A 24,430-nucleotide genomic window follows, 5' to 3' on the forward strand; every position below is an offset into this window, starting at 1 on the left:
GTCGGGCGGGGGCGAGGGCGGGGGCGACGGAGCGGGCGGTCCGGTCAGCCGGACGTCATGAACGCGCCGAGGATGGCGGCCAGATACCCCGGATCGTCCGCCCCGCAGAGTTCGCGCGCCGAGTGCATGGACAGCCCCGGCACCCCGACGTCCACGGTGGTGACGCCGAGCCTGGCCGCGGTCAGCGGGCCGATCGACGTGCCGCACGGCATGGCGTTGTTGGAGACGAACGGCTGCCACGGCGCCCCCGCCCGCTCGCACGCCGCCGTGAACATCGCGACGCCCGTGCTGTCGGTGGCGTACCGCTGGTTGACGTTGACCTTGACCGTCGGGCCGCCGTTGGGCAGCGGGCGGTGGTCCGGGTCGTGGCGCTCCGCGTAGTTGGGATGCACGGCGTGCGCCATGTCGGCGGACACACAGAACGAGCCCGACAGGGCGCGTGACCAGTCCTCGCCCGAGCCGCCCCGTGCGGTGACCGTCCGGCCGAGCACCCTTTCGAGCAGGGGGCTCTGCGCACCCGTCTCCGAGCCGCTGCCGACTTCCTCGTGGTCGAAGGCGGCCAGCACCGGCACGTGCCCGGGCTGCTCGACGCCGGTCGCCGCGGCCACCAGCGCGGTGACGCCCGCATGCACCGAGATCAGGTTGTCGAGCCGTGACGCGACCACGAACTCCCGCTCCACGCCCAGATATCCGGGCGGCTGGATGTCGTGCAGCATCAGGTCCCAGGCCAGTACGTCGCCCGGCTCCTCCTCGGCGGCCGCCGCCACCCGGCGCAGCAGCGCACCCTCCTCCGGGTCGCCGAGCGCCCACACCGGGGCGATGTGCCGCTGCCGGTCCAGAGCGACGCCCTCGTTGACCGTACGGTCCAGATGGATCGCCAACTGCGGGACCCGCAGCAGAGGTTCGTCGATCTGGATGAGCTTCGTACGGGGGAAGCCGTCCGGACCGCGCAGGGCCAGCCGGCCGGAGACGCCGAGATCGCGGTCCAGCCAGGTGTTGAGGGGGACGCCGCCGTAGATCTCCACGCCGATCTGCCGCCAGCCGGCCGAACCGGTGTCGGGGTTCGGCTTGATCCGCAGATTCGGGGAGTCGGTGTGGGTCCCGACGATCCGGAAGGGCGTGTGGGCCGGGGCGCCCTCGGGCGCGTACCAGGCGATGAGCGCTCCGGCGCGGGCGACGAAGCACCCGCCGGTCGCACCGGTCCAGTCGTCCGTTCCGCGCAGCTCGCGGAAGCCCGCCTTCTCCAGACGCTGGGTGGCGCTGGCGACGGCGTGGTACGGCGAGGGGCTGGCCGCGATGAAGGAGAGCAGGTCGTCGGTGTGGCTGCGGTGGGGGGCCGGCGTCATACGACTTCCGCCTTTCCGGTGTTCGGCAGTGACGGTGAGGGTGAAGGCACTGATGGTTCGGGGCGTCCCGCGCGCAGCAGCTCCCTGACCGGCCGGTCAGGACGCGCGCAGAACTCCGCGAGCAGGTCGGTGTATCCGGTGAGGAGCCGTTCGGCGGTGTCCCTGTTCCAGAGGTCAGCGGAGAACTCCAGGAACGTCCGATAACCCATCGCAGGGTCCCGTCGCGGCGCAAGTCCGAAGCACAGCTCGCTGCGGGAAAGCAACGGTGCGAGATCCTCCACCTCGACCCGCAGGCCGGGGATCTCGATGTCCGTGTCGACGGAGTTCTGGAAGGCCAGCACGTGCGGTACCCGGTCCGGCACGTGCTCCGCGCCCGCGTCCCGCATCGCCTGCATGATCCTGGCCGTGGGCAGTACGTGTGCCATGGCGCCCATGGCACCCGCACCGGTACGCACGGTCAGCTCCGCACAACTCTCCCCGGGATTGGCTGAATCCAGCCGTACGCGCACCATGACCGCGGTGGACGTCATGGCCACCAGCGACTCGTACGCGGTGCCCTCGCGGTTGGCGTACGGAACGCTCAGCAGGATGTCCGGTTCCCCCGAGAGCCGGGCCAGGAACACCCCGAGCACTGTCGCCGCCACCGCGAACGGGGTGGTGTGCAGGGAACTCGCGAACGACTCCACCGCCGCGCGCAGCTCGCCGGAGACCTGCCCGCGGATCGTGTCCCCGCGCCCGCTCAGCGCATCGGGACGCGGATGGTCGGTGGGTACGGCGACCGCGGACGGCACCCCGTCGAGATAGGCCGCGCAGTGCGCGGCCCGGCGCGCCTCCGTCGCCGGATCGTGCCGGGCGCGCTGATGGCGGGCGTACTCGGTGGGCTGTGCGCCGGGCGCGGCCAGTTCGTGCGGGACACCGGCCGCCGCCGCCGTGTACAGCGCGGCGATCTCGGCGAGCAGCAGGGACAGGGACCAGCCGTCCGCGGTGATGTGGTGCAGGACGAACATCAGGGCCCAGCGGTCCTCCTCGACGCGCAGCAGCCGCAGTTTGGGCAGCGCGGGGCGGGCGAGATCGAAACCGCTGCCCGCCGTCTCCCGGCACAGCGCGTCGGCGCGCTCCCGCCGTTCACCCGGCGGCAGCCCGGTCAGGTCCTCGGCCGGCAGGTCGAGCGGCGGCGGCGGGAGGACTTCCTGCCACCAGGCGCCGTCCGCGTCCTGCACGAAGCGGGTGCGCAGCGCGTGGTGGCGGGCGACGACCTCGGCGAGCGCGGAACGCAGGGCACCGGGGTCCAGATGCCCGGTGAAGGTGAGGCGCGTCGGGACGTTCCACACCTCGGGGCGGGGTACGGAGTGATGGCCGGCGATCATGCGTGCCTGCTGGTCGCTGACGGGCGCGCGGTCGACGGGCGTGCCGGGTCCCGCGGAGGGACCTGCCGGGTCGGTGGTCCCGGTGAGCACCGGGTCCGTGGTCCCGGAGAGCTGTCGTGTCATGGCCCGCAGCGTGGCCTCGGAGAAGAAGTCGGCCATCGGGTAGTCCACGCCCAGCGCGTCGCGCACCCGGTTCACCAGGCGGATCGCGGCGATGGAATTGCCGCCGAGGTCGAAGAAGTTGGCCGTGTCGCAGAAGCCGCGGACGTCGAGCACCGACTCCCAGACCGCGCGCAGGGCCGTCCCGGTGTCCCGTGCGGTGTCGCTCCCGCTCCCGCCGGAAGGGGCGACCATCGATGCCAGCGTCTCGTCCAGCTCGGCGAGATAGCCGCGTACCGTCTCCGCGTCGAACAGGTCCGCGTCGTAGCGCAGCCGTAACCGCAGCCCCGAAGCCGTGCGGGTGGCCATCAGGGCCAGTTCCAGCGGGGCGGACTCCGTCCCGGCCGCCACCTCCTCGGCGCGCAGTCCGGGCAGCTCGATCCTGGACAGCGTCGCGGTGTCGAGGTCCACGGAGACGGTGACCAGCGGGCGCGGGCTGCCCGGGTCCGGGTGCCCGTCGGCCAGCAGCGCGTCCACGTCGACGTCACTGTGCTCGTCGGCCTCGAACAGGGCGCGCCCCGTGGCCCGCACCGCCTCCGCGACCGGCGTCCCCTCGGGCAGCGACACCCGCAGCGGCAGCAGCGCCACGTGGAAGCCGACCGTGTCCCGGGTGGCGGGCGTGCGCCGCCCGAACGTCGAGCCGAGCACGAACTCCTGCTGTCCCGAGCGGTGCCGCAGCACCAGCTGCCAGGCCGTGCACAGCGTCGCGAACAGCGTGACGCCCTGCTCCCCGCTCCACTCCTGGAGCCGCGCGGTGCGCTCCCGGTCGATCCGTACGGCTTCGGCGCCACCGCGCCCCGCGACCCGCCGCCCGCGCGGCCGGTCCGTGGGCAGCTCCAGCACGGGCGGCTTCTCACCGAGCCGCTCACGCCACCACGCGAGGTCGGCGGCGCTCCGGGGCGGTTCGGCGGCCCCGAGCGTGGTGCCCGCGGGGCGTGCGAAGACGGGGGGCCGTTTCTCCAGGGCCGCCCGGTACAGCTCTTCCAGATCCGCAGTGATCAGCGCTGCCGAATGGGAGTCCGTGACGATGTGGTGCATCCCGAACACCAGCACGTGGTCGTCGGCGGCCAGCCGGACCAGGCGCGGTGTCACGAGAGGGCCCTCGGCCAGGTCGTAGGCACGGGTGCTCTCCTCGGAGAGCACCGCTGCGATCGCCTCCTCGGCCCGTTGGCCCCGCGCGTCGGTCACCAGCAGCTCCACGCGCCGGCCTTCCCGTACGACCTGGAGCACCGTCTCGTCCCGCTGCCCGGCCCGGAACACCGTACGCAAACCGGCGTGACGGGCGACCAGCCCGTCCACGGCGGTGCGGCAGGCGCTCTCGTCGAGGGGGCCGCGCAGACGTACCGCCTGCGTCTCGTTGTACGCGGCCGGGTTGCCGAGCAACGCGGAGGCGAGCCAGAGGCGGCGTTGACCGGAGGTGGCGGGCGCGACGGTCTCCCGCTCCCGGGCCCTCTCCTTTTCCCTTCCCCGCTCCCGTTCCCGTTCGTGGGTGCGGCGCCGCAGCACATCCAGCTGGTCGAGCCCCGCCCGCAGCTGCTCCCCGCTCACCCCGAAGTCGACCAGCGCGGCGATCTCGTCGACGCCCGCCCGGTGCAGCGCGTCGACGAACGGCGCGGCGGTCTCCGGCGATCCGATCAACGCCCGCTGGTCGCAGTACCGGTCGTAGGCCCGCCGGAACAGATAGTCCAGGTCCTCCTGGCTCGCGGCGGCCACGTCCTGCGGGCTGTGGCCGAGCGCACCCGCCGCCGACCGCATCAGCAGGGAGGCGCGCAGATAGCGGCTCATCGGCTCCAGTGCCTCGGCCCGCGCGACGGCGTGATCCGGCGCGAGGTAGGTGTGCACCAGGACGGTCACCCGGCCCGCCTCCGGGTCGAGGCCGCACTCCGCCCGTACGCGCCTGTAGTGCCCGATGTTCGCGGTCAGCTCGTCCACCGTCTGGCTCATCAGGTTGGTGACGATGCCGAGATCCCGCCGGGCCGCCTCCTCGTACGATCCGCGCTGCCCGGACGTGGCGAGGAACATCGGCGGTTGGCTCTGCACCGGCCGCGGATGGACGCGTATGCCGGTCTTGGAGCCGTCCCCCGTCCGGCGCCGTACGGTCTCGCCGCGCCACAGCGCGCGCACCTCGTCCAGGTGCGCGAACGCGATCTCCCTGCGGTCCGCGAACCGGTCCGGGTGCAGGGCGAAGTCCTGGGCGTGCCAGCCGGTCGCGCACCCGATGCCGACCCGCCCGCCGGAGAGGTTGTCGACGACCGACCACTCCTCCGCGACGCGCACCGGGTCGTGCAGCGGCAGGACGACGGACCCGGCGTTGATCCGGACGCGGTCGGTCTCGCGCGCGATCGCGGAGGCGAGGACGGCCGGGTTGGGGAAGAGGCCGCCGAAGGAGTGGAAGTGCCGCTCGGGCAGCCAGACCGAGTCGAAGCCGTGTGTGTCGGCGAAGCGGGCGGTCTCGAAGACGGTCTCGTACGCCTCCGGGGTGTCGGCGCTCTCGGGATGGTCGCCGAAGAAGTAGACACCGAAGCCGGGCGCGGGGCGGGGTCCGTCCCGGCCGTCGCGCACGGGCGTCAGGCGCTTCGGGCGCTCCGGGGCGGGGAAGAAGCCGCCGTCGCGCAGTTCGCGCAGGGACCCCTTCACCGCGGCCGAGATCTCCGCGACGTCCTCGTCCGTGTGGGCGGTGGAGAGATAGAAGCTGCGCCACTCCCACACGTACAGACCGCGCAGCAGCAGGTGGTAATAGAGCAGGTCCATGTCGGCGCGGTGGGTGAAGCGGAACATCGACCCGAAGTGGGCCAGTTCCAGGGGGAATTGCTCATCCCTGAAGAAGGCGTTGAGGTCGGCGGCGAGCGCGTCCGTGCGGGCGCTCAGCCGGTCCTGGAGCCCCGGGCCCTGTTCCTTGAGGTGGGTGAGTACCGCCTTCGCCGCCGCCATGGAGAGCGGGTGCTGCATATACGTACCGCCGATGAAGGTGGTCTCGTGCGGGGGCCCGCTGTCGTCCCCGTACCTCCAGAACCCGCCGTCGACCCCGTCGAGCAGATCCGCCCGGCCCGCGACCGCGCCGACCGGGAAACCGCTGCCGAGAGCCTTGCCGTAGGTGGCGAGGTCGGGCACGACGCCGAAGTGGTGCTGGGCGCCGCGCGGGTGCGGGCGCAGGCCGGTGAGCATCTCGTCGAAGAGCAGCACGATGCCCCGGCGCGCGGTGAGGTCGCGCAGCGCGCGCAGGAAGTCCACCGGCCGGAGTCCCGGGTTGCGGCACTGCACGGGCTCGACGAGGACGGCGGCGATGCTGTCCGCGAGCGCGGCGACGGTGTCGAGTGCCTCCTGGCTGCCGTACTCCAGCACGATCAGCTCGGCGACGGCGGAGGCGGGGATGCCGCGCGAGACGGGGACGGCGTGGTGGCCGGGGCCTCCGGGGCGGCCGAGCACGGAGTCGATGTGCCCGTGGTACGAGCCGCGGAACATGACGATCTTGTCGCGTCCGGTCGCGGTGCGGGCCAGCCGGACGGCCGCCGAGTTGGCCTCCGTACCGGAACCGGCGAAGGCCACCCGCTCCATCCCGGTCAGCTCGGCGAGGAGCGCCGCCGCCTCGCCGGTGTCGGGGGAGCGGGGGCCGAAGCGGAGGCCGTGGGAGAGGTGGCGCTGCACGGCATCGGTCACGAATTCCGGCTCGTGGCCGAAGAGCAGGGCGCCGAACCCCATGGTGATGTCGGTGTAGTCGTTGCCGTCGACATCGGTGAGGTGGGCGCCATGTGCCGAGCGGGCGGCGATCGGATACAGCATTTCCTTGGTGGCGGCGCGGAAGCCGACGACGGCCCGGCTGTCGGCGAGTACCGGCCGGTGATGCTGGGCGAGGGCCTTCGATGTGGCAGTGCGTGCGGTCAGCCGGCGTACGAGGGAGGCGGTGTGGGCGCGTTGGCCGGCATCGGCCGACGCGCCGGCCATCCCGCCCGCCGGATCGACGAGGAGGCGGGGGCCGTGGGGCACGGCGGAGGGTGCTGGAGCCGCGGTGGCGGCCGCCGCCAGCTGTTCGGTCAGCCGACGGGAGAGTGCGGCAGCCCTCTCCACCGCGGCGGTGGCACGGGAGAGCGTGTCCGGCGTCTCCACCGCGGCGGCACGGGAGAGCGTGTCGGGCGTCTCCACCGCGGCGGCCGATCCGTCCGTCGCGCTCATCGGTCCGTCGACCCGGTGGAGCGGCCGAGCAGGGCGACGGCGTCGGAGAGCTGGGTCAGCATGGCGGCCTGTGTCTCGGCCAACTGCTGTATCTGGCGCGACAGTTCCTCCACCTCGGCGCGCGTCGCCCACGTGGATGCGTCGCCCGGGACCACCGGTGCGGTCGTGTCCGCGGGCTCCGGCGCCGTCCGGCTCGCTATGAGCCGGGCCGTGAGGCGCGGCGTTCCCGCTTCCTCCAGGATCTCCCGCATGGCGATCTCCGTGCCGAACTCCGCCTCCAGCTGCCGGACCATGCCGATGAGCTGGAGCGAGTCCGCGCCCAGCGCGACGAACGACCGGTCGGCGCCGATCTCCGAGGGTGCGTGGCCGAGATGACGGGCGGTCAGCTCCAGCACGCGATCCAGTACGCGCTCCAGCACGCTGTCCACTGCGGCCTGTTCGGTCATGCCATCCTCCGTCGGGTGTCCGTGGGTGTGCGGGGCGACCGGAACCGGCGGCGGACCGGTCCAGTACGACTGATGCCGGAACGGGTACGTCGGCAGCGGCACCCGGCGGCCGCCGCAGCCATCGAGCAGCGCCCGCCAGTCGACCGCGACGCCCGCACAGTGGAGCCGGGCCACGGCCCGCTCCCACTCCCGGGCCGGCACGCACACGGCGTCGGGGAGCGCTCGGCGCACCATGCCCGTCAGGGTGGCGGACGGCCCGAGTTCCAGCGCCACGGGAGCGGCGCCCCCGCCCACGCCGACCGGTGCGCCGATCGAGGCGAGTACGGCCCCGAAGTCGACGGGCCGCCGGGCCTGCCGGACCAGGTAGTCGGCATCCGGAAGCCATCCCGGAGGGCGTACGGACCCGTCGAGACCGCTCACGAACTCCACCCGTACCGGCCGAAGTTCCATCTTCCCGGCGGCGACCCGCAACGCGGCGAGCACCGGATCGAGCAGCGCCGTGTGGAAGGCCCGGTCCACGTCCACCCGCTCGTACGCCTCGCCGCGCGCCGTCAGCAGCGCCCGCGCCTCCGCGACCGCCGCAGGGGGGCCGGCGACGACGTGATGGGTGGGCCCGTTGGCCACGGCGAGCTCCAGGCCGTCGACGGCGGACACCAACTCCCGTAAGCGCCCCCGTGATACGAAGACCGCGAGCATCGCGCCGACGGCCGAGCCCCGCTGCATCAGCTCCCCGCGCCGGCACAGCAGCCGCATCCCGTCCTCGACGCCCAGCGCCCCGGCCACGCACAGCGCCGCGTACTCCCCGACACTGTGCCCGGCCACCCGTGAGGGGGTCACACCGAGCTGTTCCCACAGCCGGGCCTGGGCGATCTGGAGGGCGAACAGGGCGGGCTGCGCGAAGTCGGTGTCCCACCGTCCGGGCCCCCGGCCGTCGACGACACGGGCCAGGAAGTCGCCGTGGCCCGTCTCCTCCTCGTACACCCGTGCGCAGACGGCGAGCGCCCCGGCGGCCACGGGGAAGCGGGCCGCGAGCCGGGCCGCCATGCCGGGGTGTCCGCCGCCCTGCCCGCTGAAGAGGAAGACCGGCTCGGCCGACCGCTCCACGACGCCGCTCTCGTACGCCCCCTCGGCGGCCGCCCCCGACAGGAAGGCGTCCAGCCCTGCCACCGGGTCCGGCGAGGTCACGACCAGCCGGTGGGGCAGGAGGCGCCGGCCCAGCGCCGCCGTGACCAGCAGATCGGCCGGCTCCGGCACGGGTCCGCGCACCAGCCGCTCGCGGAAGGCGCGGGCGTATGCCACGAGCGCCTCGTGGCTCGCGCCGGAGAGCGGAAGAAGTCCCGGGGCCCCGGCGGTCGCCGGGCGGACGGGCCGCGCGGGTGCCTGCTCCAGGATCACGTGCGCGTTCGTACCGCCCATCCCGATGGAATGGACCCCCGCCCGGCGGACCCCGGGCAGCGGCCACGCGCGCTCACGGTCCGGCAGCAGGAACGGGCTGTCCCCGACCGCGAGGGCGGGGTTGGGCCGGGCGAAGTTCACCAGCGGGGGCACCACCCCGTGACGCAGTACCTCGATCGCCTTGACCAGCCCGGCGAGCCCGGCCGCGCTGTCCAGATGACCGAGGGCGGGCTTGGTGGAGCCCAGGGCGCAGAAGCCCGTCCGGTCGGTGTCACGGCGGAAGGCCGCCGTGAGGGCGGCGAATTCGATGGGATCGCCCTTGAGCGTGCCCGTGCCGTGCGCCTCCACATAGCCCACGGAACCGGCGGCCACCCCCGCGGCGTCCAGCGCGCCCAGCACCGCGTCGCGCTGCCCGGCCACGCCCGGTGCGGCGAAGCCCCGCTTACCGGCGCCGTCGTTGGTGACGGCCGAGCCCAGGATCACCGCGTGCACGGTGTCGCCGTCGGCGAGCGCCCGGTCCAGCCGCTTCAGCAGGACGGCCACCACACCGTTGCCGCCGACGGTGCCGTCCGCGTCCGCGTCGAAGGCGCGGACCGTACCGGTGGGGGAGAGCGTGGAGCCCTTCACCCGGTGATGCCCGGTGATCTGGGGTAAGTGCAGGGCGGCCGAGGCCGCCAGCATCAGATCGGCCTCGCCCGCGCGCAGTGCCTGGCAGGCCAGATGCACGGAGACCAGCGAACTCGAACAGGCCGTCGCCACGTTGACGGCCGGTCCGGTGAGACCCAGCCGGTACGCGGCCCGGTTCGCCGCGAAGTCCGGGTAGGTGCCGACCTGGACCTGTTTGTGAGTCATCCAGTCGCCGGTCCGGATCTCCTCGGTGAGGTTTCCGGCGAGATAGCTGTGCAGCGAGTAGAGGCGGTATCCGGTGCTTCCGTACACCCCGATCCTGACGGCGGGGTCCGGTTCCGCGTAACCGCCGTCCTCCAGCGCGTGGAAGCAGCACTCCAGGAAGAGCCGCTGCTGCGGATCGGTGAGTGTCGCCTCCCGGCCGCTCATCGAGAAGAACCCGGCGTCGAACCCGTCCACGGAGTCCAGCAGGGCACTCGCCCCGGTGTAGTCCCGCGCGGTGTAATCCGCCTCGGGCACCCCGGCGGCGGCGAATTCGGCCGGGGTGAAACGGCGCACGTGCGAGACACCGGCGCGGATGTCGCGCCACAACTCCGCGGTGTCACTGGCTCCGGGGAGTCTCAGCGCCGTCCCGATCACCGCGATGCGGTTCTCCCTCACCTGCGTCTTCCCCCTCGCCGGCCCTGCCCCGCCGCGGCTCCGCGCGCCGCGGCCCCACCGCCCGGCTCCCGGGCGCCCGCAGCCCCGCTACCCGCCGTCGTGTCACCCGAAGCAGGAACGCCAGTGCGACCACGATGGCAGCCCCATGGGACCACGCGACGACCGTCAGGGGGCTGTACCCGTCGAGAGCGGCGGCGACGAGGATCATGCCCACGCCGAAGCCGAGGTTCTCGAAGGTCGCGGAGAGCCCGAAGGCATGACCGCGCAGTCCGGCCGGCAGCGTCTGGAGATGCGAGGTGTACGACACCTCGGTGAGCCCGTCGGCGGCGCCCGCGATCAGCGCGATCACGGCGGTCGCGGCCAACGGGAAGCCGGCGAACGCGAGGATGAAGGCCGAGGACATCACGACCGTCCCGTAACCGAAGCCCAACGCCCCGACCGCCCGGCCCGTGCGCTTCGTGTACCGCTGGATCACCTGCTGGGCGGCGATGTTGCCGAGCGCCCACAGGCACCAGAACGCGCTGACGAACACGGCGGGGTTCGCCGCGTCCACGTCGCTGGAGTACACCGGAAGCGCCGCGTTGTGGGAGGACGAGCCGAAGGCGTCCACCCCGCGCAGAGCCACCATGAGACCCAGGCCGGGCGCGGCGGCCAGCGCGAGGAACGCGACCGGCTTCCGCCGTCGCCCCGTTCCCTCCCGCGCCGCCGCGCCCCTGACCGGCCGATCGGCCGGCCCCTCTTCAGTACGCCCGCCGGAATCCCCCTCCGAATCCGGCGATGCGTCCCCGCCTCTGCCGCCCGCCGTGATCGGCAGCAGAGCCACCGTCACCGCGCAGGCCACAAAGGTCGCCATGTCGACCACGAAGGCCGCTGTGTACCCCACCAGGGACACCACCACACCGGCCGATGCGAATCCGGCCACCATCGCCAGCGAACGCCCCGTGATGGACAGGGAGTTCGCCCAGGCCCTGCGGTCCGCGCCGACCATCTCGGGAATGGAGCTGCGCAGCGACACCATGAAAAGCGTCCCGCACGCCCCGATCACCACCGAGACTGCCGTCAGCGCCGTCCCCCGCATCCCGTCCGGCACCAGAATCAGCAGCAGCATCACGGCCGCCTGCGCCACATTGGCCCAGAGCATGATGCTCTTCGCCGCGAAACGCGCGAGCAGCCCGCCCGCCGCCAGTCCGGCGACGAATCCGGATGCCAGCCGCACCGCCATGAACAGGCCCATGGCGAGTGCTCTGCCCGTCGTCGCATAGACGAACAGATTGAGCGCGACCATATTCAGGAAGGTGCCGTACGAAGAGACCGCGTAACCGGCGACGAGGATTCGATAACGCCGTTCCGAACGTGCCGCGCTGTCCGCTTCCTTGTCCCGGGGGTCCGATTGGCCGTCTGTGCCGTTGCTGCCGAGCGTCACCCGCTCATAGTCATGCAGGCACCGCGCTCATCGCCGTCGCTCCGTGGGCACAAATGTAATCTGCATACTTGTGAAGGACGATCATTCCATCCCACCGGTATGTGATTGCCGCGAATCGACTTCCGGCCGCTTGCCGAGCGAGCGTCCCTGCGACGTGGCACTCGCCATATACCGGCGCGCGTTGGTGGAGGGGAGCCTTCCGCAGGACGAGGTGGCCGACTGTCTGCGGGCCCTGCACCTGATGGTGGCGGACGACGACTCGCCGGGATTCATGATCCCCGTACCGCCGGAGACGGCTTCGTTCGCCGCGCTCGCCCCGATGGAGGAGGCGATCGTCGAGCAGCGCCGCACGCTGCGGTCCGCCCGCGCCGCCCTCTCCGTCTTCGAGGCGCTGTACGCCGATGTGCACCGGCTCCAGCAGCCCGCCCTCACCCGGCTCACCGGCGAGGCCGTGATCAGCAAGGCGCTCGACGCCGGCGTGGCCGGCTGCCGCGAGGAGGTCCGCACGGCGCACCCGGGCGGCGGCCGGCCGGCCCACATCCTGCGGGAGTCGCTGATCCGGGACCTGGGCAACCTGCGGAGGGGCATCCGGCAGCGGACGATCTACCAGCACACGGTCCGGGCCGACCGCACGACGCTCTCGTACATCGAGCAGGTGACCGCGGCCGGGGCCGAGGTCAGGACGCTGGCCGAGGTGGTGGACCGGGTCCTCGTGTTCGACCGGGACCTGGCGTTCATCCCGTTCTCCGACGAGCCGCACAACGCCCTGCGCATCCAGCACCCCTCGCTGGTCCGCTTCCTGGCCCGCGACTTCGACGAGGCATGGGCCCGCGCGGTGCCGGTCCGCCCGGAACGCGCCCCGCTGCGCACCCCCGTGATCACGTCCGACCTCCAGCGCGCCATCCTCCAGGCGGTCGTCAACGGCGAGACCGACGCGTCGATCGCCCGCCGCCTCGGCATGAGCCGCCGCAGCGTCGCCGAACACATGCGCAAGGTCTCCGACCAGCTGGGCAGCAACAGCCGCGCCCAGCTCGGCTTCCTGGTCGCCACGTCGGGCCTCCTGGACGAGGGCCCCGACGCCTGAGGACGCGGGCGGGGGCGCCCCGGCCGAAGCCGGAACGCCCCCGCGGGCACGTACGAGAGGCCGGATCAGCCGAGGCCGGGACCCCGTACGGGAATGCTCGTGAACGTCGGTGCCGGGGCCGGCTCGGTGAAGAAGTCGTTGCCCTTGTCGTCGACCACGACGAACGCCGGGAAGTCCTCGACCTCGATCTTCCAGACCGCCTCCATGCCGAGCTCCTCGTACTCGACGACCTCGACCTTCTTGATGCAGTCCTGCGCGAGCCGCGCCGCGGGACCACCGATCGAGCCGAGGTAGAAGCCGCCGTGCGCGTCGCACGCGTCGGTGACCTGCTTGGAGCGGTTGCCCTTGGCGAGCATCACCTTCGAGCCGCCCGCCGCCTGGAACTGCGCGACGTAGCTGTCCATACGGCCGGCCGTGGTCGGGCCGAAGGAACCGGAGGCGTACCCCTCGGGCGTCTTCGCGGGACCCGCGTAGTAGACCGGGTGGTCCTTCAGGTACTGGGGCATCTCCTCGCCCGCGTCGAGCCGCTCCTTGATCTTGGCGTGCGCGATGTCGCGGGCCACGACCAGCGGGCCGGTCAGCGAGAGCCGGGTCTTCACCGGGTACTTGGTCAGCTCGGCGAGGATCTCGTCCATGGGACGGTTGAGGTCGATCTTCACGACGTCACCCGCCTCGTCGAGGTGCTCGTCCGTCGTGTCCGGCAGGAAGCGCGCGGGGTCCTTCTCCAGCTGCTCCAGGAACACGCCCTCGGCGGTGATCTTCGCGGTGGCCTGGCGGTCCGCCGAGCAGGACACGGCGATCGCGACGGGCAGCGAGGCGCCGTGCCGGGGCAGGCGCACGACCCGCACGTCGTGGCAGAAGTACTTGCCGCCGAACTGCGCCCCGATCCCGATCTTCTGCGTCAGCTCGAAGACCTTCTCCTCCAGCTCCTTGTCACGGAAACCGTGACCGGTGGGGGAGCCCTCGGCGGGCAGCTCGTCCAGGTAGTGCGCGGAGGCGTACTTCGCGGTCTTCAGCGCGAACTCCGCCGACGTACCGCCAACGACGATCGCCAGGTGGTACGGCGGACAGGCGGCCGTACCCAGGGAGCGGATCTTCTCCTCCAGGAACTTCATCATGGAGGTCTCGTTCAGTACGGCCTTGGTCTCCTGGAACAGGAACGACTTGTTGGCCGAACCGCCGCCCTTCGCCATGAAGAGGAACTTGTACGCGCCGCCGTCGGTCGCGTACAGCTCGATCTGGGCCGGGAGGTTCGAGCCGGTGTTCTTCTCGTCCCACATGTTCAGCGGGGCCATCTGCGAGTAGCGCAGGTTGAGCTTGGTGTAGGCGTCGAAGATGCCGTGCGACAGGGCCTCCTCGTCACCGCCCTCGGTGAGCACGTTCTGTCCGCGCTTGCCCATGACGATCGCCGTGCCGGTGTCCTGGCACATCGGCAGCACGCCCGCGGCGGCGATGTTGGCGTTCTTCAGCAGGTCGAGCGCGACGAACTTGTCGTTCGACGACGCCTCCGGGTCGTCCACGATCCGTCGCAGCTGCGCCAGGTGTGCGGGCCGCAGATAGTGCGAGATGTCGTGCATCGCCTCGGCGGCGAGCGTGCGCAGGGCCTCCGGCGCGACCTTGAGGAACGTACGGCCGTCGGCCTCGAAGGTGGATACACCCTCGGAGGTCACCAGACGGTACGGCGTGGTGTCCTCTCCCAGGGGGAGCAGATCGGAGTACGCAAACTCTGGCATTACGGCCATTCCTCACTCGGCAGACAGCTGCTGACCTCCCTTGGGCAGCGCACACCAGGGTAGAACGCCGAGGACACCCCACTCCTGTGAGGTAGGGCTCACCCCCGCCCCCCACCGAAGCCCAGCCCTCCTCCCGGCCCCAGCCCTCCCCCCGGCCCCAGCTCTCCCCCCCCGGCCCCAGCTCTCCCCCCCGGCCCCAGCCCTCCTCCCGACCCCGACCCTCCTCCGGCCCCAGCCTTCCCCCGACCCCGCCCCAGCCCTCTCCAGCCCCTCCGGCGTTTGAGGAGCGGGGTCTGGGGCGGAGCCCCAGGTTCGGGAAGGGGCGGGTAGGGGACAGCCCCGCGCAGCGGCCACCCGCACCCGCACCCGCACCCGCACCCGCACCCGCACCCACCCGCTTCCGCCACGCCCCCCGGCCCCCGCCACGCCCACCCCAATCCCTAGTCGCGATCTATCGCGTTTCGGTACGCTGACCCGGTGGACCTCGAAAAGCAGCCCCAGCAGCCGCAACCGCCCGCCACCCCGGCCGGACCCACTCCCGCCACCCCCGCGCCGGCCGGAATCCGGGCCTCCGACGCCGACCGTGACCGGATCGCGGACATCCTGCGGGAGGCCGTGGCCGACGGTCGGCTGACCGCGGAGGAGCACGCCGAGCGGATCGATCTGGTCTACCGGGCCAAGACCGTCGGGGAGCTCGAACCGCTGGTGCGTGACCTGCCCAGCGGAGCGGGCGGCGCCCAGCACACCGCGTCGTCCTCGCACATGTACGGCCCCGAGGCACCGGCCGGCCCCGCCGACAATCTGGTGGCCGTCTTCAGCAGCTCCACGCGGCGGGGGCGCTGGCGGGTCGGCGGCCGGACCAATGCCTTCGCGCTCTTCGGCAGCGTCGAGATCGATCTGACCGAGTCTCTTTTCGGACAGAGGCTGACCGTCGTCAACGCCACGTCCATCTTCGGCAGCGTCGAGATCAGGGTCCCCGAGAACATCTCGTTGCGCGGCAGCGGGACAGGAATTTTCGGCAATTTCGAAGTGGACACACTGGAATCCACGGACCCGGAAGCGCCGGTGGTCGTGGTGAACGGCTATTCGGTGTTCGGGCACGTCGAGGCAAAACCCAAGCGCGGCAAGCTCATTGCCAACCTTCACGACCAGTTGCGCAAACACCTCGGCCACTGAGGCGCACGGCTGTTCCGCTTCGAGTTTCGGCCATACAGGGCGATCGGTCGCAATTGCGTGCGCCGCAAGCCAGTGCCACTCAGTGCATAGGCGCGCGCACAGCGGGTAGGGAGTGCTGCATCGTCTCTCGCTCGCGAAGCCGTCGTCAGGAGTAGACCCGTGCTGCAACCGCCGCATCAGCCTCTGCAGGTCGTCGCCGTGCCCTCCCAGCGCACTCCCGCGCGGGAGGACGAGGCCGGTCCCTGGCACGCGGAGGCGGTGTGCCGCCGGGACGAAGCCGGACTGTTCTTCGCCCCGTCGAAGGAGCCGACGGCCGCCAGGCTGTCCCGCGAGGAGGCCGCGAAGCGGGTCTGCGCCCGCTGTCCCGTGATGGTGGAATGCCAGGAACACGCCCTGGTCCAGCCCGAGCCGTACGGGGTGTGGGGCGGTCTCACCGCCGCCGAACGCCGTGTGGTGCTCGCCCGTCGGCGCAGGCGTGACATGGAGCTGAAGGCGACGGCCACGACGGAGCACATCGCCGCGGCCGGCTGACCTACGGGCCAGGGGCCGCCCCGACCGGCAGCCCCTGACCCAGACCGTTCTTCGCCCGCGTGACCTCGCGTACGGGATCCCGGCGGCCGTGGCCGCCGGGATTCCTCATGTACGGGGTTACTTCGCGCGGTCGAAGTCGATGGCGCTGTACGCGCGCAGCTTCGAGAGACGGTGCGTCGAGTCGATCTTCCGGATCGTGCCCGACTTGGACCGCATGACGATCGACTCGGTGGTCGCGGTCTCCGCGCGGTACCGCACACCGCGCATGAGCTCGCCATCGGTGATCCCCGTGGCGACGAAGAACACGTTGTCGCCGCTGACCAGGTCGTTCGTCGACAGGACCCGGTCCAGGTCGTGCCCGGCGTCCAGCGCGCGCCGGCGCTCGGCGTCGTCCTTCGGCCAGAGCTTGCCCTGGATGACGCCGCCGAGGCACTTGATGGCGCAGGCCGAGATGATGCCCTCGGGGGTGCCGCCGATGCCCATCAGCAGGTCGACGCCGGTCCCTTCGCGGGCGGCCATGATCGAGCCGGCCACGTCGCCGTCGGAGATGAACTTGATCCGGGCGCCGGTCTCCCGGATCTCCTTGACGATGCCGTCGTGCCGGGGACGGTCGAGGATGACGACGGTGACGTCCTCGGGCGTGGAGCTCTTCGCCTTGGCGACCCGGCGGATGTTGACCGAGACGGGGGCGTTGATGTCGACGAAGTCGGCGGCCTCGGGGCCGGTGACGAGCTTGTCCATGTAGAAGACCGCGGACGGGTCGAACATGGCGCCCCGGTCGGCGGCGGCGAGCACGGCGATGGCGTTCGGCATGCCCTTCGCGTTGAGGGTGGTGCCGTCGATCGGGTCGACGGCGATGTCGACCTCGGCGCCGGTGCCGTCGCCGACCCGCTCGCCGTTGTAGAGCATGGGGGCTTCGTCCTTCTCGCCCTCGCCGATGACGACGACGCCGTTCATCGAGACGGTGGAGACGAGGGTCCGCATGGCGTTCACGGCGGCGCCGTCGGCACCGATCTTGTCGCCGCGACCGACCCAGCGGCCGGCGGCCATGGCCGCGGCCTCGGTGACCCGGACCAGCTCCAGGGCGAGGTTGCGGTCGGGGGCCTCCGGGGAAACCTCGAGCTGGGACGGCAGGTGATGATGCTCGGACATCGGAGCGCACCTTTCTGTACGACGACGACCGGAAAAGAGGGTGCCTGTGACTCTATCGGTAGGTCGATAAAATGAGCAGGGCGGGTCACGTTTGAGCGGGCGCCCCGTGGCCGGGCGTGCCGGGCCTCATGCCACCATTGAGCCCGTGGCAAGCAAGCGAGGCAAGCAGACCGTTCGGGACATGTTCCTGTCGATGATCGTGATCACCGCCGTTGCCGGGGTCATCTACGTCTTCGTTCCGCACGACGACAAGGCCGACCCGGTGAAGGCCGTCGACTACCGGGTGGAGCTCCTGACGGCGCGGCGCGCGGCGCCCTATCCGGTGGCGGCGCCCGACGGCCTGCCGAAGGGCTGGAAGCCGACCTCGGTCTCGTACGAGCGTCAGGCGGCCAACAGCTGGCACCTGGGATTCCTCGACCCGGACGGCAAGTACGTCGCGGTGGAGCAGTCCACGGCCCCGGCGAAGAAGTACGTCACCGAGGTCAGCCGGCGCGCGACGGACACCGGGCGTACGCACGAGGTGGCGGGCGAGGCCTGGCAGCACTGGAAGGGCCCGAAGTACGACGCCCTCGTGCTGCGCGCCGACGGTGCGACCACGGTGGTGACGGGCTCGGCCTCCACGGAGCGGCTGGCGCAGATGGCCGCGGCGCTCAAGACGTCCTGACCTCCCGACCCGCACGAAGAAGGCCCCGGAGCACATGGTGCTCCGGGGCCTTCTCGGTTCGTCCGGCTGTGTGCCGTGCGGTCAGACGGTCGTGACGACCTCGTCGTAGGAGAGGCGCGGCAGGCGCGGGAACCAGGCGTCCTCGCCCGGCTTGCCGATGTTGACGACCATGAGGACCTTGTGGTCGCCGTCGAGGAACTCCTTCTCGATGCCCGCGGCGTCGTAGCCGGTCATCGGGCCGGCGGCGAGACCGGCGGCGCGGACGCCGATGATGAAGTAGGCGGCCTGCAGCGAGGCGTTCAGCGCGGCAGCCTGCTCGCGGACCTGGCGCTCGGAGAAGAACATGTCCTTGACCTGCGGGAAGTGCGGCATGAGCGCCGGGAGCTCCTCGTGGAACTCGTTGTCGGCGGCGAGGATCGCGACCAGCGGTGCGGAGGAGGTCTTCGGCTGGTTGCCCTCGGCCATGTGCGTGACGAGACGCTCGCGGCCCTCGGCCGAACGGACCAGGACGACGCGCAGCGGCGACTGGTTGAACGCGGTGGGGCCGTACTTGACCAGGTCGTAGATCGCCTGGACCTGCTCATCGGTCACCGGCTCGTCGGAGAACGTGTTGGCGGTGCGGGCCTCACGGAAGAGGAGGTCCTGGGCGGCGGGGTCAAGAACGAGGGACATCGTGCGGGTTACCTTCCGGACGTACATCGGATCAAGCGATGGCACGACCGTAACCGAGAGATAGGTTAACTTTCAACTAAACCGGGCCCGAAGTGATCCAGTGCACACCCCTTCCAGCGGGGAAACAGCCCCGCGCGGCGGAAGCCCGCCCCGCGCCCGTTTCTCAGCCCTCCCCGGCCCCGGGGCCTTCCTCCGGCCGCGCCAAGGCCGCATCGAGACGCGCCCGCGCACCCTCCAGCCAGCGTCGGCACACCCTGGCCAGCTCCTCGCCGCGCTCCCACAGGGCCAGCGACTCCTCCAGCGTCGTGCCGCCCGCCTCCAGGCGGCGTACGACCTCGATCAGCTCGTCCCGGGCCTGCTCGTAGCCGAGCGTGCCCGTCGCGCCAGCCGTATCCGCAGCCGTCGTCGTCCCGTCGTCCGTCATGTGATCCACCCTATGTGTGAGCTACGACCGCTATGGATGAGCTGCAACCGTATGTATGAGCTGTGACCGCTGAACCGCTACGACCGCCGGACCCCCGCACCGCACCGGCCGCTCACTCGGCGACCCGCACGGTGAACTCGCCCTCCGACACCCGCGCGCGCAGTTCCTCGCCGGGCGCCCCGGCCTCGGCGGGCGAACGGACGACATGGCCGTCCGGCCGCTGGAGCACCGCGTAACCGCGCTCCAGCGTGGCGGCCGGCGACAGCGACACCACCCGCGCCAAGGTGTGCGAGATCTCCGACTCGGCGCGGTCCAGCAGATGCCCGAGCACCCGCCGGCTGCGCCCCACCAGCGCGTCGACCTCCGCCTCCCGCTCGTCCACCAGCCGCTGGGGACGCTCCATCGCGGGCCGGCCCAGGGCATGCGCCAGCCCCCGCTCCTCGCGCTCCAGCAGCCCGCGTACCGTGCGCAGCGCCCGGTCCCGCAGCTGCTGCACCCGGTCCAGCTCCTCGCCGACGTCCGGTACGACCTTCTTCGCCGCGTCGGTGGGCGTGGAGGCCCGCAGGTCCGCGACCAGGTCGAGCAGCGGGGAGTCCGGTTCGTGCCCGATCGCGGACACCACGGGCGTGCGGCACGCCGCCACCGCCCGGATCAGCTGCTCGTCGGAGAACGGCAGCAGATCCTCCACACTCCCGCCGCCCCGGGCGACGACGATCACGTCGACCTCGTCCAGCGCGTCGAGCTCCCGCACCGCCTGGACCACCTGATTCACCGCGTGCACACCCTGCACCGCGGTGTTGCGGACCTCGAAGCGCACCGCGGGCCAGCGCCGCCGCGCGTTCTCCAGGACGTCGCGCTCGGCCGCCGAGGCCCGCCCGCAGACCAGTCCGATCAGCTGCGGCAGGAACGGCAGCGGCTTCTTCCGGTCCAGCGCGAAAAGCCCCTCCGACGCGAGGGCCTTCTTCAGCTGCTCCAGCCGTACGAGCAGCTCGCCGATGCCGACGGGCCGTATCTCCGTCGCCCGCAGCGAGAGCTGCCCGCGGGGCGCGTACCACTCGGGCTTGGCGAGGACGACGACGCGCGCGCCCTCGGTCACCACATCGGCGATCCGGTCGAAGACCTGCCGGAAGCAGGTGACGCTCACCGAGATGTCGTGCGAGGGATCGCGCAGCGTCAGGAAGACGACACCGGCACCCGGCCGCCGCGACAGCTGAGTGATCTGCCCCTCGACCCAGACCGCACCGAGCCGGTCGATCCACCCGCCGATGAGCCGTGACACCTCACCGACGGGCAGCGGGGCTTCCGCGGACGTATTGAGAGCCATGCGGGGAGCGTATCGGCCCCCACCGACAGGACGCCCGGCCAGCGCGCCCGCCCGCTCCCCTCTCCCGCCCCCTCCCGGCCCGCCCGAAGGTCAGCGCGCCCCCGGGGCCCCCTCGGACCCCGGCCCCGGCCCGAGCCCGTCCGGCCCCGGCCGACGCCCCCACTGCGTCGCGAGCACCACCAGACCGATGCCGAGCCAGCACACCCCGACCACCTGTGCGCTCGTCGTCGCCTCCACGATCACCGCGACCAGCACGGCCGCACCGACCACCGGCATGAGCACATGGCGCCACCAGCTCGGCGGCCCCGCCATCCGGCGCACCGCGAACCAGCCCACCACCGACGCGTGGAGCAGGACGAACGCCGACAGCGCGCCGATGTCCACGACCGAGACGAGATGGTCCAGGCCGTCGTCCCGCCGGGCCGCCCACACCGCCGCCACCAGCGTCACGATCGCCGCACCCAGGATCGCGGTCCTGGGGACCCCGGAACGTGCGTCGACCTTGGCCAGGAACCCCGGCAGCCGCCGCTCCCGTGCCATCGCGAACACCAGCCGGCCCGCCGCGGCCTGCCCGGCCAGCGCCGCGAAGGCCGCACCGATCGCCTTGCTCACGGCCACCAGATCGTGCAGCCACGTACCGACCGAGGCATCCACCGCGTCGTAGAACGCCGACCCCTGCGCCGCCGGATCGGCCGCCAGCTCCGCGGAGCTCACCGGCTCCAGCAGCGCGGCCAGATACGACTGCGCGATGAACAGGGCCCCCGCCAGCACCAGACAGAACAGCACCGCACGGGCCACCTTCGCCGAGCCGCCGGTCACCTCCTCGGCGAACGAGGCGATCGCGTCGAAGCCCAGATACGACAGCACGGCCACCGAGACGGCCCCCAGCACCGCCGCCGTCGAGAACCCCGCATCCCCGGTGAGCGGCGTCAGCCACCCGCGCTGCGCCCCGTCCCGTACGAGCACCCACACGGCGGACACCACGAACACCAGCAGCACCACGATCTCCATGGCGAGCACAGCGAAGCCGACCCGGGCCGCCGCCCGCACGCCCCACAGGTTCAGCAGCGTGGTCACCAGCACGGCGATGGCCGTCCACACCCACCGCGACACCTCGGGGACCAGCGCGTTCATCGCGATCCCGGAGAAGAGGTAGGCGACCGCCGGGATCAGCAGGTAGTCGAGCATCGCCATCCACCCGGCGATGAACCCCGGCCCCTCCCCGAGCCCCTTGCGCGCGTACGTGAAGACCGAACCGGCCAGGGGGGCGACCCGCACCATCTGGGCGTAACTGAAGGCGGTGAACGCCATGACGACCGTGGCCACGACGTAGACCAGTGCGACCGCGCCGCCGGACTTCGCGTCGAGTGTGCCGAACACGCCGACCGGAGCCATGGGGGCGATGAACAGGAGCCCGTAGACGACCAGGTCCCGGAAGCCGAGCGTCCTTCGCAATGTTCCCTGGTCCGCGTCATGGTCCTTGGTACTGCCTGCCATGAACCCTCCGTCGCTCGCGTGTGCGCGTGATGCCCCAGTCTCCCGACCCGGCCGGACCGGCGCCTGTTCGGTACGGCCTTACGATGGGACGCATGACTGCAACGCCTGCACGCCGTGTCCTGCTCGCCGCTCCCCGTGGCTACTGCGCGGGCGTGGACCGTGCCGTGATCGCCGTCGAGAAGGCCCTGGAGCAGTACGGGGCCCCGATCTACGTGCGCCACGAGATCGTGCACAACAAGTACGTCGTCCAGACACTGGAGAAGAAGGGCGCGATCTTCGTCGACGTCACGGCGGAGGTCCCCGAGGGATCCATCGTGATGTTCTCCGCGCACGGTGTCGCACCGACCGTCCACGCCGAGGCGGCCGAGCGCAAGCTCGCCACCATCGACGCCACGTGCCCGCTGGTCACCAAGGTCCACAAGGAAGCCGTCCGCTTCGCCAAGGAGGACTACGACATCCTCCTGATCGGCCACGAGGGCCACGAGGAAGTCATCGGCACCAGCGGCGAGGCGCCCGACCACATCACGCTGGTCGACGGCCCCGAGGACGTTGCCAACGTGTCCGTCCGCGACGAGTCGAAGGTCGTGTGGCTCTCCCAGACGACGCTCTCCGTCGACGAGACGATGGAGACGGTCGACGCCCTCAAGGAGAAGTTCCCGAACCTCCTCTCGCCGCCCAGCGACGACATCTGCTACGCCACGCAGAACCGTCAGATCGCGGTGAAGAAGCTGGCCGAGGACGCCCAGCTGGTCATCGTCGTCGGCTCCAAGAACTCCTCGAACTCGATCCGCATGGTCGAGGTCGCCCTCGACGCGGGCGCCCCCGCGGCCCATCTGGTGGACTTCGCCGACGAGATCGACGAGGCGTGGCTGGAGGGCGTCACCACGGTGGGCCTCACCTCCGGCGCCTCCGTCCCGGACGTCCTCGTGGACGGCGTACTGGAATGGCTGGCCGAGCGGGGTTACGCCGACGTGGAGACGGTGAAGACGGCCGACGAGTCGATCACCTTCTCCCTCCCCAAGGAGCTCCGCCGCGACCTGCGGGCCGAGGCGGCGGAACTCTCCCGCGTCTCCGGCACATAGCCGGGCGCCGGGCCCGCCGTGCCCGTACCGTGGACCGCATGAAGATCTTCGGCGTGGACATCGGCGGCTCTGGGATCAAGGGTGCTCCCGTGGACCTGGACCGCGGAGACCTGGCGCAGGAGCGCCACAAAGTACTGACACCGCAACCGGCCACGCCCGACGGCGTGGCCGACTGCGTGGCCGAGGTGGTCCGCCACTTCGACTGGCAGGGACCCGTCGGCATCACCTTCCCCGGCGTCGTCACGGACGGGATCACCCGCACCGCGGCCAACGTCGACAAGGGCTGGATCGACACGGACGCCCGCGCCCTCCTCGGCGAGCGGATCGGCCGGCCGGTCACGATCCTCAACGACGCCGACGCCGCCGGAATGGCCGAGATGGCCTTCGGCGCGGGCCGCGGACGCAAGGGCACGGTCATCATGCTGACCTTCGGCACGGGCATCGGCAGCGCGGTCTTCACTGACGGCCGGCTGGTCCCCAACACCGAGCTGGGTCATCTGGAGCTCCACGGTCACGACGCGGAGAAGCGCGCCTCCACGAAGGCCAAGGAGGACGAGGACCTGAGCTGGACGCACTGGGCGCACCGGGTGCAGAAGTACCTGGCCCATGTGGAGATGCTGTTCTCGCCCCAGCTGTTCATCATCGGCGGCGGCGTGAGCCGCAAGGCGGAGAAGTTCCTGCCCCTGATCGAACACGTACGGGCGGAGATGGTCCCGGCGCAGCTGCAGAACAACGCGGGCATCGTCGGCGCGGCGATGGCCGCCTTCAAGAGCTCCGAGACATCAGGTCCCTGACCGGCCCCACCCGGGCACGGTCCGCCGGGGCTCTACGGCTGCGGCTGCTGGGGCCGACGCGCCACCTGCACTCCGCGCGCGGCCTGCGCGGCGCGGAGCAGGTGCCGCTGACGCATGTGCCGGATCTTGCGTACGCTCGCGATGAGACCGGCGACGAGCGTGCCCCCGTACAGCCAGCCCGCATGGACGGCGAGGGCCGTGACGACCGCCATCGTCTGCCCGCCGAAACCGCCGGCGCCTCCGGAGATCGGGATCACTCCCACGGCGAAGGCGATCGGCACGCTGATCGGCGCGGTGACCAGGTCGGCGGGCCGGACCCAGAGCGCGGTCAGCGCGCTGACCGGCAGGAACAGCAGCCCGTAGACCGTTTCCGAGCCGTCGAGGATCAGCCAGTCGAGGCAGCCGAGCACGAACATGGTGACGGCGGCGAAGAGCCCGGCGCCGATACCGGTCAGCCGGGGGTTGGGGAACCTGCGCAGCGCCGCCACGGCGGGCGGCACCGTACGGGGCCGGGCGCCGGGCGTGCCCGTCACCCGGTAGACGGCGGCGGTCTCGCCGATCGTGGCCTGCTGACGAGGCTGCCTGCGCTGCGGGGTACGTGTCCTGGGCTGCTCCACCAGCACAACGTAGGTCGCGTGACGGGAGGAATCAGGCGTTGGACACGCGCTTTGGCCGAGCTTGGCACTGAGTTCGATGTCACAGGG

The 24,430-nt window shown here is 71.8% G+C and carries 17 protein-coding genes; 6 read left to right on the forward strand and 11 right to left on the reverse strand.

The window, feature by feature from the left end; all coding sequences use genetic code 11:
• Window positions 1-44 precede the first annotated feature (44 nt).
• From AC07FA_RS13605 to AC07FA_RS13620, 4 genes are read right to left on the reverse strand one after another with little or no spacing between them, the layout of a single operon-like run.
• Entirely contained in the window at window positions 45-1,346 is a 1,302-nt protein-coding gene (locus AC07FA_RS13605) for a M18 family aminopeptidase (RefSeq protein WP_479075384.1), read from the reverse strand.
• Window positions 1,343-7,042 (reverse strand): MupA/Atu3671 family FMN-dependent luciferase-like monooxygenase, encoded by a 5,700-nt coding sequence (locus AC07FA_RS13610; protein WP_479075385.1) that lies wholly within the window; start codon window positions 7,040-7,042, stop codon window positions 1,343-1,345. Before AC07FA_RS13610 ends, AC07FA_RS13605 begins: the two co-directional genes overlap by 4 nt.
• Window positions 7,039-10,170 (reverse strand): type I polyketide synthase, encoded by a 3,132-nt coding sequence (locus AC07FA_RS13615; RefSeq protein WP_479075386.1) that lies wholly within the window; start codon window positions 10,168-10,170, stop codon window positions 7,039-7,041. The genes AC07FA_RS13610 and AC07FA_RS13615 overlap by 4 nt, the downstream gene beginning before the upstream one ends.
• Window positions 10,112-11,455: an MFS transporter gene (locus tag AC07FA_RS13620; protein WP_479075927.1), complete on the reverse strand. Its 1,344-nt coding sequence runs from the start codon at window positions 11,453-11,455 to the stop codon at window positions 10,112-10,114. The genes AC07FA_RS13615 and AC07FA_RS13620 overlap by 59 nt, the downstream gene beginning before the upstream one ends.
• Window positions 11,456-11,663: 208 nt before the next feature.
• Between AC07FA_RS13620 and AC07FA_RS13625 the strand changes: the two genes are divergently transcribed.
• A complete protein-coding gene (locus AC07FA_RS13625; RefSeq protein ID WP_479075388.1) occupies window positions 11,664-12,677 on the forward strand; it encodes a LuxR C-terminal-related transcriptional regulator in 1,014 nt (337 codons plus the stop codon).
• Between the two features lie 65 nt (window positions 12,678-12,742).
• Here AC07FA_RS13625 and AC07FA_RS13630 read toward each other — a convergent pair whose 3' ends face one another.
• The gene (locus AC07FA_RS13630; protein WP_479075390.1) at window positions 12,743-14,410 is read right to left on the reverse strand and encodes a fumarate hydratase; all 1,668 of its coding nucleotides are present in this window, start codon (window positions 14,408-14,410) and stop codon (window positions 12,743-12,745) included.
• A 477-nt stretch (window positions 14,411-14,887) separates the two neighbouring features.
• On the opposite strand from AC07FA_RS13630, the gene AC07FA_RS13635 reads away from it, so the two are divergent.
• Entirely contained in the window at window positions 14,888-15,586 is a 699-nt protein-coding gene (locus AC07FA_RS13635; protein ID WP_479075391.1) for a DUF1707 SHOCT-like domain-containing protein, read from the forward strand.
• A 159-nt stretch (window positions 15,587-15,745) separates the two neighbouring features.
• Entirely contained in the window at window positions 15,746-16,117 is a 372-nt protein-coding gene (locus AC07FA_RS13640) for a WhiB family transcriptional regulator (RefSeq protein ID WP_479075393.1), read from the forward strand.
• Window positions 16,118-16,234: 117 nt separating this feature from the next.
• On the opposite strand, the gene glpX is transcribed toward AC07FA_RS13640, so the two are convergent.
• Window positions 16,235-17,269: a class II fructose-bisphosphatase gene (gene glpX, locus AC07FA_RS13645; RefSeq protein ID WP_479075395.1), complete on the reverse strand. Its 1,035-nt coding sequence runs from the start codon at window positions 17,267-17,269 to the stop codon at window positions 16,235-16,237.
• 145 nt (window positions 17,270-17,414) lie between these two features.
• Between glpX and AC07FA_RS13650 the strand changes: the two genes are divergently transcribed.
• Window positions 17,415-17,933 (forward strand): DUF4245 domain-containing protein, encoded by a 519-nt coding sequence (locus tag AC07FA_RS13650; protein WP_479075397.1) that lies wholly within the window; start codon window positions 17,415-17,417, stop codon window positions 17,931-17,933.
• Window positions 17,934-18,014: 81 nt separating this feature from the next.
• Here the strand turns inward: AC07FA_RS13650 and AC07FA_RS13655 are convergent, their stop codons facing one another.
• From AC07FA_RS13655 to AC07FA_RS13670, 4 genes are all read right to left on the reverse strand, one after another.
• On the reverse strand, window positions 18,015-18,605 hold the full coding sequence (locus AC07FA_RS13655; protein ID WP_479075399.1) for a malonic semialdehyde reductase: 591 nt from the start codon (window positions 18,603-18,605) through the stop codon (window positions 18,015-18,017).
• A gap of 163 nt (window positions 18,606-18,768) precedes the next feature.
• Window positions 18,769-19,029 (reverse strand): exodeoxyribonuclease VII small subunit, encoded by a 261-nt coding sequence (locus AC07FA_RS13660; RefSeq protein ID WP_479075401.1) that lies wholly within the window; start codon window positions 19,027-19,029, stop codon window positions 18,769-18,771.
• A gap of 112 nt (window positions 19,030-19,141) precedes the next feature.
• Window positions 19,142-20,353, reverse strand: a complete 1,212-nt coding sequence (xseA, locus tag AC07FA_RS13665; protein ID WP_479075403.1) for an exodeoxyribonuclease VII large subunit — start codon at window positions 20,351-20,353, stop codon at window positions 19,142-19,144.
• Window positions 20,354-20,443: 90 nt separating this feature from the next.
• Entirely contained in the window at window positions 20,444-21,850 is a 1,407-nt protein-coding gene (locus AC07FA_RS13670; RefSeq protein WP_479075404.1) for an APC family permease, read from the reverse strand.
• 83 nt (window positions 21,851-21,933) lie between these two features.
• Here AC07FA_RS13670 and AC07FA_RS13675 point away from each other — a divergent pair, with 83 nt between their 5' ends.
• Together AC07FA_RS13675 and ppgK are read left to right on the forward strand one after the other, a co-directional pair.
• The gene (locus AC07FA_RS13675) at window positions 21,934-22,932 is read left to right on the forward strand and encodes a 4-hydroxy-3-methylbut-2-enyl diphosphate reductase (protein ID WP_479075405.1); all 999 of its coding nucleotides are present in this window, start codon (window positions 21,934-21,936) and stop codon (window positions 22,930-22,932) included.
• 38 nt (window positions 22,933-22,970) lie between these two features.
• Complete coding sequence (gene ppgK, locus AC07FA_RS13680) at window positions 22,971-23,726, forward strand: polyphosphate--glucose phosphotransferase (protein WP_479075406.1); 756 nt, start codon at window positions 22,971-22,973, stop codon at window positions 23,724-23,726.
• A gap of 32 nt (window positions 23,727-23,758) precedes the next feature.
• Here the strand turns inward: ppgK and AC07FA_RS13685 are convergent, their stop codons facing one another.
• On the reverse strand, window positions 23,759-24,343 hold the full coding sequence (locus AC07FA_RS13685) for a DUF6542 domain-containing protein (protein ID WP_479075408.1): 585 nt from the start codon (window positions 24,341-24,343) through the stop codon (window positions 23,759-23,761).
• Window positions 24,344-24,430: the final 87 nt, after the last annotated feature.

It is taken from the genome of Streptomyces sp. NPDC045968, from assembly GCF_056430475.1.

Bases quoted from the DNA above. Each gene is read 5' to 3' on its own strand.
- AC07FA_RS13605 (WP_479075384.1), bottom strand. From the start codon at position 1,346: ATGACGCCGGCCCCCCACCGCAGCCACACCGACGACCTGCTCTCCTTC.
- AC07FA_RS13610 (WP_479075385.1), bottom strand. From the start codon at position 7,042: ATGAGCGCGACGGACGGATCGGCCGCCGCGGTGGAGACGCCCGACACG.
- AC07FA_RS13620 (WP_479075927.1), bottom strand. From the start codon at position 11,455: ATGGTCGCGCTCAATCTGTTCGTCTATGCGACGACGGGCAGAGCACTC.
- AC07FA_RS13630 (WP_479075390.1), bottom strand. From the start codon at position 14,410: ATGCCAGAGTTTGCGTACTCCGATCTGCTCCCCCTGGGAGAGGACACC.
- glpX (WP_479075395.1), bottom strand. From the start codon at position 17,269: ATGTCCGAGCATCATCACCTGCCGTCCCAGCTCGAGGTTTCCCCGGAG.
- AC07FA_RS13655 (WP_479075399.1), bottom strand. From the start codon at position 18,605: ATGTCCCTCGTTCTTGACCCCGCCGCCCAGGACCTCCTCTTCCGTGAG.
- AC07FA_RS13660 (WP_479075401.1), bottom strand. From the start codon at position 19,029: ATGACGGACGACGGGACGACGACGGCTGCGGATACGGCTGGCGCGACG.
- xseA (WP_479075403.1), bottom strand. From the start codon at position 20,353: ATGGCTCTCAATACGTCCGCGGAAGCCCCGCTGCCCGTCGGTGAGGTG.
- AC07FA_RS13670 (WP_479075404.1), bottom strand. From the start codon at position 21,850: ATGGCAGGCAGTACCAAGGACCATGACGCGGACCAGGGAACATTGCGA.
- AC07FA_RS13675 (WP_479075405.1), top strand. From the start codon at position 21,934: ATGGGACGCATGACTGCAACGCCTGCACGCCGTGTCCTGCTCGCCGCT.
- ppgK (WP_479075406.1), top strand. From the start codon at position 22,971: ATGAAGATCTTCGGCGTGGACATCGGCGGCTCTGGGATCAAGGGTGCT.